At 71.8% G+C, this 10,231-nt stretch carries 10 protein-coding genes; 4 read left to right on the top strand and 6 right to left on the bottom strand.

What is annotated here, in order from left to right; all coding sequences use genetic code 11:
- The first annotated feature begins 344 nt into the window (after window positions 1–344).
- The 4 genes from J0670_RS18425 to J0670_RS18410 all read left to right on the top strand — a co-directional run bounded on the left by J0670_RS18425 (window position 345) and on the right by J0670_RS18410 (window position 3,825).
- Entirely contained in the window at window positions 345–815 is a 471-nt protein-coding gene (locus tag J0670_RS18425; protein WP_207812709.1) for a hypothetical protein, read from the top strand.
- Between the two features lie 3 nt (window positions 816–818).
- Window positions 819–2,525, top strand: coding sequence for an alpha/beta hydrolase (locus J0670_RS18420; RefSeq protein WP_207812708.1), 1,707 nt, complete (start codon window positions 819–821; stop codon window positions 2,523–2,525).
- Window positions 2,522–3,061 carry a hypothetical protein gene (locus J0670_RS18415; RefSeq protein ID WP_207812707.1) on the top strand — a complete coding sequence of 180 codons (540 nt, stop codon included), beginning with the start codon at window positions 2,522–2,524 and terminating at the stop codon, window positions 3,059–3,061. Before J0670_RS18420 ends, J0670_RS18415 begins: the two co-directional genes overlap by 4 nt.
- A gap of 356 nt (window positions 3,062–3,417) precedes the next feature.
- Entirely contained in the window at window positions 3,418–3,825 is a 408-nt protein-coding gene (locus tag J0670_RS18410; protein ID WP_207812706.1) for a YccF domain-containing protein, read from the top strand.
- A 6-nt stretch (window positions 3,826–3,831) separates the two neighbouring features.
- On the opposite strand, the gene J0670_RS18405 is transcribed toward J0670_RS18410, so the two are convergent.
- From J0670_RS18405 to J0670_RS18380, 6 genes are all read right to left on the bottom strand, one after another.
- Window positions 3,832–4,278 (bottom strand): SRPBCC family protein, encoded by a 447-nt coding sequence (locus J0670_RS18405; protein ID WP_207812705.1) that lies wholly within the window; start codon window positions 4,276–4,278, stop codon window positions 3,832–3,834.
- 54 nt (window positions 4,279–4,332) lie between these two features.
- Complete coding sequence (locus J0670_RS18400) at window positions 4,333–5,964, bottom strand: AMP-binding protein (protein WP_207812704.1); 1,632 nt, start codon at window positions 5,962–5,964, stop codon at window positions 4,333–4,335.
- 167 nt (window positions 5,965–6,131) lie between these two features.
- A complete protein-coding gene (locus J0670_RS18395) occupies window positions 6,132–6,371 on the bottom strand; it encodes a chaplin (RefSeq protein WP_207812703.1) in 240 nt (79 codons plus the stop codon).
- Between the two features lie 117 nt (window positions 6,372–6,488).
- Window positions 6,489–6,782, bottom strand: a complete 294-nt coding sequence (locus J0670_RS18390) for a hypothetical protein (protein WP_207812702.1) — start codon at window positions 6,780–6,782, stop codon at window positions 6,489–6,491.
- A complete protein-coding gene (locus J0670_RS18385) occupies window positions 6,779–9,367 on the bottom strand; it encodes an Hsp70 family protein (RefSeq protein ID WP_207812701.1) in 2,589 nt (862 codons plus the stop codon). Before J0670_RS18385 ends, J0670_RS18390 begins: the two co-directional genes overlap by 4 nt.
- A gap of 60 nt (window positions 9,368–9,427) precedes the next feature.
- A complete protein-coding gene (locus J0670_RS18380) occupies window positions 9,428–10,141 on the bottom strand; it encodes a nucleotide exchange factor GrpE (RefSeq protein ID WP_207812700.1) in 714 nt (237 codons plus the stop codon).
- Between the last annotated feature and the right edge of the window lie 90 nt (window positions 10,142–10,231).

The raw sequence follows: 10,231 nt of genomic DNA, 5'->3' as shown, positions 1-10,231 counted from the left end.
TGCCGAGCAACAGCGCGGCGAGCAGCAGCAGGCGCGGCCCCCACGGGACCGCCGAAGCGAACGGCCGTTGCCGCGCCATGGTCCGCCTCCCGATCGCCGCTGCCCGCCACGTACCCCCACAGGGTATCCCCAACCACGCCCGCGGGCCGAGCCGGGTGGCCCACCCGCCACGGCCCGCTCGACCGGCGACGACGCTCAACCGAACAGCACGGTACGGACGTTCGGATACGTACCGCGCCCGGAAACATCCGCCGACATTCCCCGAAAGGGATCCGTTAGCATGCCCACCACTTACCCACGACCGCGGGCGCGGCGGCGCTCCGGTCCGGACGCACGGGGGACGCATGGCAGATCCCGACCTGGCCCTGGAGTTCACGGTCAGCCCGGCCGAACTGGACGGCTGCGGACAGAGCGCACAGCACCTCGGCGGCCTCGTACCGGACGAGACCTCGAAGATCACCGATCCGTGCGGCCAGGCCGCCGCGGGCCTGTCGGGCTGGCTCACCGCCTCGGCCGTGCGCGACTGCGGCACCAACTGGAAGGCGCTGCTGGACAGGCTCGCCGGCGACATGGGCGACGTCGGCGGCAGGCTCGCCTCGTCGGCCGCCTACTACCGCCAGGTCGAGCAGGACGTCCACACGAGCCTGACGAACCCGTCCGCGCCGGTTCCCGACGAGCCGGACCCCTTCGGCACCACCGTGCCCGGCCCCGCGACCGCACCGGCCTCCACGAGCGCACCGGCCCCCGCGACCGCGCCGGCCCCCGCGACCGCGCCGGCCGCCGCGAAGCCCACCGGTGCGAAGGCGGCCGGGTAGGCAATGGACATCAAGACCCTTCACGACGCCGACCTCGCCCGCCTCACCACCGCGAGGACCGCCTTCGACACCCTGGCCACCGCCTTCGGGCAGCACCTGGAGAGCTGGCAGCACGACGTCGTCGACCGGCTGGACCGCTCCCGGTGGACGGGCACCGCCGCCGGTCACGCCCAGGCCCGGATCCGGCTCCTGCAGAACGAACTCCAGGCCGCCCACCAGGAGATCGGCCTCGTCGGCAGGGCCCTCCACGACGCCGCCGAGGGCTTCGCCGCGGCGCAGGCGCACCTGCTCGGAGCCCTCGACGACGCCAGGGCCCACAAGCTGAACGTCGCCGCCGACGGCGGGATCACCTGGGACCAGGACTCGGGGTCCGCCGACTTCGCCGGACCGGACGCCGAGGCCCAGGCCCGCCGGATCAGCGGCCGGATCACCGCCGCGCTCACCGAGGCCGACCACGCGGACAGGACGATCAGCGCCCGGCTCGCCCACCTGGCCCGCAACGCGGGCAGCGGCGCAGGGCTCGACGCCGCCACCGCGAAGACCGACCTGGCCGCCGCCGACGCGCTCGAACGGATCCCGGCCCCCGGCACCGACCCGACCGGCGTCAAGACCTGGTGGGACGGCCTGACCGACGAGCAGCGGCACCGGATGATCCTCAACCACCCCGACCGGATCGGCGCCCTCGACGGCGTCCCCGCGGTCGGCCGGGACCAGGCCAACCGGATCAACCTGAGGCAGGGCGGGCAGGACCTCCAGCGCCGTCTCGACGACCTCGGCCCCGCGCCGAAGCGGTTCCTGGGCTTCGCCAAGGGCGAGCCCGTCCCGAACCCCGAGTACGAGCGGTGGAAGTCCCGTCACGACGACCTGGAGGACAAGCTGAAGGGTGTGAGGGCCGTCGAGAAGCGGCTGAACACCCCGGTCGACGCGGCCCACCCGCCGGCCTTCCTGCTGGGCTTCGACACCCACGGCAAGGGCCACGCCGTCATCGCCGTCAACGACCCCGACACCGCCGACAACGTGTCGACGTACGTCCCCGGCACCGGCGCGCGACTCGGCAGCATCAACAGCGACATCAACCGCTCGGACCGGATGGTCGCCGCGGCCGACGCCGCCGACCGGAAGGCGGGAGACCCGAGCACCACCTCGTCGATCACCTGGATCGGCTACGACGCACCACAGTCGATCGTCCTCGAGGCCGCCGACGGCTCGTACGCGAGGAACGCGGAGGACAGACTGCACCGCTTCGAGACCGGTCTGCGCGCCACCCACGAGGGCGAGCCCTCGAACAACACCGTCCTCGCCCACAGCTACGGCACCACGACCGTGGGCTACACCATGCGCGACAAGGGCCTCCCGGTCGACAACGTCGTCCTGATCGCCAGCCCGGGCTGCGGTGTCGAGCACGCCGAGGAGCTGCGCATCGACCCCTCCCGCGTGTACGCGGCGCAGAGCGACGGCGACGCCATCGGCTGGGCCACCGCCGTCGACCCCGGCGGCGTGGCGGACAACCTCGGCGACGACCTCGCCGGCCTGTGGGGCGGGGGCAACGGCGACCACCACCTGATCCACGGGCGACAGACCACCGTCCCCGACTTCGGTGCGCGGATCCTGCCCACCGACTCCGAGGGCGGACACTCCGACTACTGGAACGACGGGTCGCCCACCCTGACGTCCATGGGCGAGGTCATCGCCGGGAAACCCGTCTCGTGAGCACCACCGAACACCCGCCCGCCGCACCGACGTCGGCCAGGCGGGCCGCCGTCACCGCCACGCTGGCGGTCACCGTACTGGCCCTGAACGCCTGCGGCGCGCAGACCCTGAAGGAGCGGTCGAAGCCGACGATCACCCTGGACCGGGCCAAGGGGCGGATCGACACCTACCTCGCCGACATCCTGGCCCAGCTGCCGATCAAGCCGACGGCGAGCTCGGGCGACTTCAGCGACCTGGAGTGCGACGCCGACGACATCGGCCCGCACGGCAGGACGCAGACCGGCCGGGGGTACGACTTCGGCGACGTCCCGTCCGCGCCCAAGGCCGAGGCCGCGAACGACTTCCGCGCCTTCCTGACCGGCCTGGGCTTCCAACCGGTCCAGGATCCGCCCGACTTCCACGACGACTGGATCAAACTGAAGAACCCCCAGAACGGTTTCCTCGCCGTCCTGGACGGGGTCTCCGATTCGAGCCGCAACCTCTCCCTCCGGGTCAGCTCCCCCTGCGTCTGGCCCGACGGCACTCCGCCGGCCTGACCCGCATCGCCCCGCAGGGGCCGACGGCCGGGACGATTCCGCCTTCCGGGCCTTGTCGGCCGCCCCGCCCGGGCGGCCCCTGGAATCACCATTCGCTACGGGGGGTACGCGATGAATCGCCTTATGGCTGGTTCGTGACCTTCGTCGAGTACCAGATCGTGACACCCCAGACCGGCGACGACCTGCCCCTGTCCCTCTGCCCCGCATCCGGGCAGTGCCGCGACGCGCACGTCCCGAGGTTGATCGACACCCCTGAACCATCCCCGAGGAACGCCCCCTAGGGGCGTGGACACCACCCCCGCAGGGCATCGCCAGGTCGTAGCAGCGGATCCGCGGAACGTGAGAAGGTACCCCCCATGAAGCCGATCAACTTCGTCCTCAATGTCATCTGGTTGCTCTTCTGCGGAATCTGGATGGCAATCGGCTACGCGATCGCCGGAATCATCTGCTGCATCCTGATCGTGACCATTCCGTTCGGCATCGCTTCGTTCCGGATCGCCGGCTTCATACTGTGGCCGTTCGGGCGGACCACCGTCGAGCGGCCCGACGCCGGGCCCGCGTCGTGCATCGGCAACGTCATCTGGCTCGTCTTCGCCGGGTGGTGGCTGGCCATCGCGCACCTGGTCACCAGCATCCCGCTGTTCCTGTCGATCATCGGGATCCCCTTCGGCTGGGCCAACCTCAAGATGATCCCGATCTCGCTGATGCCGCTCGGGCGCGAGGTCGTGCCGAGCGACCAGGCGTTCGGGGCGGCGCGCTACTGAGCCGCGTTACGGAGCGGTGAGGCGGGCCTCCAGGGTGTGGAGGGCCGCGGTGAGGGCGTTGCGGACCTGGCGGGAGATCAGGGGGGCCGCCAGGAGGTGGCGGAGGTCGGAGCCGCCGCGGACCCGGATGCGGGCGAAGGTGCCGGTCCGGGTGTGCTCGAAGGTGTAGGTCACGCGCAGGGGCACGGGGCCGGCGACGGAGACCAGGTCGAGCATCCGCGGCGGGGCGTAGCCGGCCACCCGGAGCACGTAGTCGAAGCGACGGCCGAGGAACCGCGCGGTCCGGGTGACCTCGGCGCCGACGCCGAAGCCGCCGGTGTCGGCCTCGCGGGTGAGGGCGGCCGAGCGGACGCCCCTGCTCCACTCGGTGTCGTGGCGCCAGTCCATGGCGTAGGCCGCGACGGTTTCCGGCGGGAGGGGGAGCACGCGTTCCACGGTGACGTCCAGGGGCATGGCCCCACTCTCCCGCCGGGCGTCCGGGCCCGCCTCCCGGCGGGCCCGTAAGTGCTAGATGCCGAGGATGCGGAGGGCCAGTTCGCGCATCTCGACCTTGCGGATCTTGCCGGTGACCGTCATCGGGAACTCCTCGACGACGTGCACGTAGCGGGGGATCTTGAAGTGGGCGAGCCGGCCGGCGCAGTAGGTGCGCACGGTGTCGGCGGTGAGCGGCTCGGCGCCCTCGCGCATCCGGATCCAGGCCATCAGCTCCTCGCCGTACTTCGGGTCGGGGACGCCGATCACCTGGACGTCGAGGATGTCGGGGTGGGTGTAGAGGAACTCCTCGATCTCGCGCGGGTAGAGGTTCTCGCCGCCGCGGATCACCATGTCCTTGATCCGGCCGGTGATCGCCACGTACCCGTCCTCGTCCATGACGGCGAGGTCCCCGGTGTGCATCCAGCGGGCCTCGTCGACGGCCTCGGCGGTGCGCTCGGGCTCGCTCCAGTAGCCGAGCATGACGGAGTAGCCGCGGGTGCACAGCTCGCCGGGCTCGCCGCGCGGGACGGTACGGCCGGTGGCCGGGTCGATGACCTTGACCTCCAGGTGCGGCCCGACCCGGCCGACGGTGGAGACCCGTCGCTCGATCGAGTCGTCGGTGCGGGTCTGGGTGGAGACCGGCGAGGTCTCGGTCATGCCGTAGCAGATGGAGACCTCGGCCATGCCCATCCGCCCGATGACCTCCTTCATCACCTCCGCCGGACAGGGCGAGCCGGCCATGATGCCGGTGCGCAGGCTGCTGAGGTCGTAGCGTGCGAAGTCCTGGTCGGCGAGTTCGGCGATGAACATGGTCGGCACGCCGTACAGCGAGGTGCAGCGTTCGGCGGCGACGGCGGCCAGGGTGGCGCCGGGCTCGAAGGAGGGGGCCGGGATGACCATGCAGGCCCCGTGCGAGGTGGCGGCGAGGTTGCCCATGACCATGCCGAAGCAGTGGTAGAAGGGCACCGGGATGCAGATCCGGTCCTGTTCGGTGTAGTCGAGCAACTCGCCGACGAAGTAGCCGTTGTTGAGGATGTTGTGGTGCGAGAGGGTCGCGCCCTTGGGGAAGCCGGTGGTGCCCGAGGTGTACTGGATGTTGATCGGCTCGTCCGGGGCCAACTCGCCCTGGCGGGCCGCGAGCAGCTCCCGGTCCGCCTGCCGTCCGGCCGCCAGCAGCGCGTCCCACGTCGGGCTTCCGATCAGCACCACGCGCTCCAACTCCGGGCAGCTCGGCCGGACTTCCTCGATCATGGCGGCGTAGTCCGAGGTCTTGAAACGGTCCGCCGCGACCAGCAGCCGGATGCCGGCCTGGTTGAGCACGTACTCCAACTCGTGGGCGCGGTAGGCCGGGTTGACCGTCACCAGGATCGCGCCGAGCTTGGCGGTGGCGTACTGGGTGAGCGTCCACTCGGCGCAGTTGGGGGCCCAGATGCCGACCCGGTCGCCCTTGGCGATGCCGAGTTCCAGCAGGCCGAGGGCCAGGGCGTCGACGTCGGCGGCGAGTTGGGCGTACGTCCAGCGGCGGGCGGTGGGCCGGTCGACCAGGGCGTCACGCTCGGGAAAGGCGCGCACCGTGCGGTCGAGGTTCTCCCCGATGGTGTCGCCGAGCAGCGGGACGTCCGAGGTGCCGGAGGCGTAGCTGCGCGGGGTCGGCGTGGTCGGCACGGGCTGGCTCCTGGGTGCGGCGGTGCGGGACAGGGGGAACCATGGTCGCCGCCCCGGGCCCGCGCCGCCACCCCCGAACGGGGGTACGGACACGGGTTCGGACACGCCACCGGGGCCGCCCGTCGGGTTCGACGGACGGCCCCGGTGCTCGGGTCACTCGCTGCCGGTCACTTGTTGATGCAGATGTTGCCGAAGGCCGGGTTGAGGAGGCCGATGATGTCGATGCTGTTGCCGCAGACGTTGGCCTCGAGGTTGATCGGGACCTGGATCAGGTTGCCGGAGAGGATGCCCGGCGAGCCGATGGCGGCACCGTTGGCGGTGGCGTCGCCGGCGGAGGCGGTGCCGGCTCCGGCGAGGACCGTCACGGCGGCGAGGGCGGTGGCGGCGAGGGCGGTGCGCATGCGCATTGCTTCACTCCTTGTGAGCATGTCGAATCGAAGTGTGACGATCACACTCATCCACGATCACAAGCGATCCGCTCCTCGACACACCGGGATTGACCCATTCCGGGGAGTGTCGCCTTCTCACCCCGCGTCCGCCGGGCCGCCACGACCGGCCACGCTCAGTGATTCCAGCAGCTCACGGGCCTGTTCCAGCCCGGGTTCGGCCTCCACCGCGCGGTGCAGCAGCCCGAGCGCGAGCGCCCCGTCCCCGGCCGCCAGTGCGTCCAGCGCCCGGTTGTAGTCGATCCGACCGGCGTAACGCAGCCGGAACAGCACTCCGAGGTCCTCCCGGCAGGACGGGCAGCCCAGCGTCCGCGGATCCGCCGGGACCCTGCACAGCGGGCACAGCACCTCCAGGGGCGTCACCACGCTCATCGCGGACCGGCCTCCTCCGGGCGGACCGGGCCGAGCGACTCGGCGGCCGGCTCGCTGCCCAGCTCCCGCTGCGCCTGCGCGTACAGGGCCAGCAGGTTCGACATGTGGGTGTTGACCGCCTCCATGTTGGGCGCCTCCACCGCCTCGTCCAGTCCGCGCAGCTCCGCCATGATCCGCTGGGACAGGGCCGGCGAGACCATGTTCTGGTTGACGTAGACGTTGCACATGGTGAGCATCCGGAAGGTGTGCCCGAGCGAGTCGCACAGCTCGTCCGCCTTCTGGGCCGCGCGCATCGCGCCCTCCCAGTCGGCGGCCTCCCGGCGCAGCCGCAGCTCGGCGGCCACCGAGCGCAGCCGGTCCAGGTCGCTCGGGTCCAGGTGCTTCTCGCAGTAGTGGATGAACAGGCTCAGGTACGCCTCCGAACCGCGCACCCAGCGCTGGGCCTTGAGCTGGCGCTGGGCCCGCTCCAGCGCCTCGTCCACCGACTGGCCGCGGGTCTGCCCGGCCGCCAGGTCGTCCAGGGTGTCCATCATCCGCTGGGCCTCGCGCATCTCGGCCTCGGTGAGCTCACCGCCCCAGCGGTCGGTGAAGGTCTCGATCTGCCGCTGCTGCTCCTCGACCTGCACCTTGAGCTCGGGGTCGAGGGTGACCCGCTCCAGCTTGACGGTCTTCTCGCCGCCGCCCTGGATCCGGACGGACAGGGTGATGGTGCGGTCGCGGTCCAGGCCGAAGGAGACCTCCACCGGGGTGCGGCCGCCGAGCCCCTCGGGCAGGCGCAGGGTCAGGTGGCCGATCAGCTCGTTCTGCTGGGCGATCTCGTGCTCGCCCTCGTAGACCGCGACCTCCAGCCGCTGCAGCCCGCTGCCCGAGACCACGAACTCCCGGCTGACCGGCGAACTCGTCGGGTAGCTGGTGTTCTTGGGGATGATCACGGCCAGCCGGCCGTCGTTGAGCTCGATGCCGAGGTTCTTCGGGGTGATGTCGAACGGGTTGGTGACCTGCATCAGCTCGCCGCAGCCCGGACAGACCTCGCTGCCCGGCGGGTTGACCACACCGCAGGAGGCGCAGCGCAGGCCGACGTCCTCGGCGGCGGAAGCGGCGGTGGAGGCCGTGGCTGCCACCTTGGTGTTGCCGGGGGCGGCCGAGTTGAGCGGTTCGCCGCACAGTTCGCAGGCGGTGACGCCGGGAGCGGCCGGGGTGCCGCAGCGTGGGCAGTTGTCGCCGCGCACCACGGTGGTGGCCTGCGCCTGCTGCGGGACGCCGGGCGTGGACGGCGCCGAACCACCGAGCTCCTGGGCGCACTTGGGGCAGGCGTCGGCCTCGACGTCCACCGGGAGGTGGCAGGTCGGGCAGGAGACCCGGGCGCCGCCGAGCAGCGAGGTGGCGCAGTTGGCGCAGTTGGAGGCGGAGAGGTCGCCGGGGGCCCGGCACTCGGGGCACTCCACCTCGCCGACCAGCGCGGACTGCACGGCCGCGCCGAGTGCCACGCACTGCATCGGGTTGACGCCGCGCCGGATCCGGCGCGGGCCGAAGACCTCGCCGAGCCGCCGGGCGACCAGCGGGATCGCGGTCGAGCCGCCGACCAGCACCACCTCGTCGATGTCCCCGACGGTCAGGTTGGCCTGCATGATGGCCTTGTGGGTCAGCTCGATGGTCCGCTCGATGTGGGCCTCGATCAGCTCCTCGAAGCGGGCACGCTCGAACTCGGTCTCCAGCACCAGCTGTCCGGCACCCAGGCCGGGCAGGATGACCTCGGAGGACTCCTGGTTGGAGAGCTCGATCTTGATGGTCTCGGCGGTGGAGGCGATCTTCGGTCGGTCGCGCAGGTCGGGCTGGTAGTCCGAGCCGTACTCCTCCCGGATGTCCTCCAGCAGCGCTGAGGTGATCGCCCGGTCGAAGTCGTCGCCGCCGAGCAGGTTGTCGCCCTCGATGCCGAGCACCGAGACCGAGCCGGGCACCAGCAGCAGGATCGAGATGTCGAAGGTGCCGCCGCCGAGGTCGTAGACCAGGACGGTGCGGCCCTCGTCGCCGGCCTCGGAGGTGATCCCGTACGCGAGAGCGGCGGCGGTCGGCTCGTTGATGATCCGCAGCACGTGCAGGCCGGCCATCCGGCCCGCCTCCTGGGTGGCCGCGACCTGCCGCTCGCCGAAGTACGCGGGGACGGTGATGACGGCCCGGTGGAAGGGCTCGCCGAAGCGCTGCTCGGCGTCCTCCTTGAGCCGGTGCAGGATGATCGCGGAGATCTCGATCGGGGTGTACGAGCGGCCGTTGAACCAGACGTTGACGTCGCCGTCGGTGCCCGCGGTGACCTTGTAGTCGACCTCCTTGAGGGCCGCCTGCACCTGTGGGTCCTTGAACTTGCGGCCCATGAAGCGCTTCACCGAGCGGATCACGTTGGCGCCGTCGATGGCGATCCGGCTGCGCGCGGTGGAGCCCACGAGCAGCTCGCCCTTGCGGCCGCTGCCGACCACGGAGGGCGTGGCCTCCTGGTTCTGCCGGTTGAAGATGATCTCCGGCTCGCCCCGGCGCAGGTGAGCCACCACGGAGTTGGTGGTGCCCAGGTCGATGCCGAGTGTGCGGTACATGTCGTTCCCCTCTTGCCCCTCATGGTCTGGCGTGATTCGGCGTGCTCTGGCGTGGTCTGGCTACTTCTTGCGCTTGGCCCGCTTGCCGTGCCTGCCCGCCGCCTTGCCCTGCCGGCGGACCCTCGGCGGGACCGGCCGGGGCTGGGCGCCGAGCTCTACGGCTTCGGGCGCTACGGGCCCGGGCTCCTCGGGCTTGTACTCCTCGGGCTCGGGCTCCTCCGGCCCGGACGCCTCGGGGGCGTACACCGAATCGGGCTCGGCTTCCTGCTCCGGTTCCGGCTCCGGCTCCGCCCCGGGGGCGGCCACGACCACCTGGGCCCGCCGCAGCACCTCCTCCTCCCAGAAGAACCCGGTCACCACCGTCTGGAGCACCGTCTCCGGCGCCACCCCCGCCCGCACCTCGGTTCCGACGATCTCGGTCAGCGCCGGGTCCGCCGCCAGCCCGTCCAACCGCATCGGGCGCACCCCGGCCTTGGCGAGCCGGCCGAGCAGCCGCCGGCGGGTGGCCTCCAGGCCGGCGCCGCGCCCGTGCGCCACCAGCTCGCGGTCCAGGCCGAGGGCGGCGAGCGCGTCGTCCACCTCGACCAGGACGCCCAGCAGTTCGCGCTGCGCGGCCCGGGCGGCCTGCTTCTGTTCCGTCAGCTTGCTCCCCAACAGGGAGGCACGGAAGAGCAGTTGGCTGAACTTGGCGTCGAGGTCGACGGACTCGGCGCCGGGCGGGACCGCCAGCCGCTGGTGGCCGTCGAGCAGGGACGCGGTCGGCGTGTCGGTCATTCGGGCACCTCGATGTGCGGCAGTACGGACAGGTCGGCCGCGTAGCGGGCGGGGACGGGCGGTTCGGGGTCGGCGCCGCCGGGGGCCGGA

The sequence above is a fragment of the Streptomyces sp. FH025 genome, from assembly GCF_017427025.1.
In the GTDB taxonomy this organism is placed as follows: domain Bacteria; phylum Actinomycetota; class Actinomycetes; order Streptomycetales; family Streptomycetaceae; genus Kitasatospora.
This window is presented reverse-complemented; position numbering and strand designations above follow the sequence as displayed.

Bases quoted from the DNA above. Each gene is read 5' to 3' on its own strand.
- J0670_RS18420 (WP_207812708.1), top strand. From the start codon at position 819: ATGGACATCAAGACCCTTCACGACGCCGACCTCGCCCGCCTCACCACC.
- J0670_RS18385 (WP_207812701.1), bottom strand. From the start codon at position 9,367: ATGTACCGCACACTCGGCATCGACCTGGGCACCACCAACTCCGTGGTG.
- J0670_RS18395 (WP_207812703.1), bottom strand. From the start codon at position 6,371: ATGCGCATGCGCACCGCCCTCGCCGCCACCGCCCTCGCCGCCGTGACG.
- J0670_RS18405 (WP_207812705.1), bottom strand. From the start codon at position 4,278: ATGCCCCTGGACGTCACCGTGGAACGCGTGCTCCCCCTCCCGCCGGAA.
- J0670_RS18390 (WP_207812702.1), bottom strand. From the start codon at position 6,782: ATGAGCGTGGTGACGCCCCTGGAGGTGCTGTGCCCGCTGTGCAGGGTC.
- J0670_RS18410 (WP_207812706.1), top strand. From the start codon at position 3,418: ATGAAGCCGATCAACTTCGTCCTCAATGTCATCTGGTTGCTCTTCTGC.
- J0670_RS18380 (WP_207812700.1), bottom strand. From the start codon at position 10,141: ATGACCGACACGCCGACCGCGTCCCTGCTCGACGGCCACCAGCGGCTG.
- J0670_RS18425 (WP_207812709.1), top strand. From the start codon at position 345: ATGGCAGATCCCGACCTGGCCCTGGAGTTCACGGTCAGCCCGGCCGAA.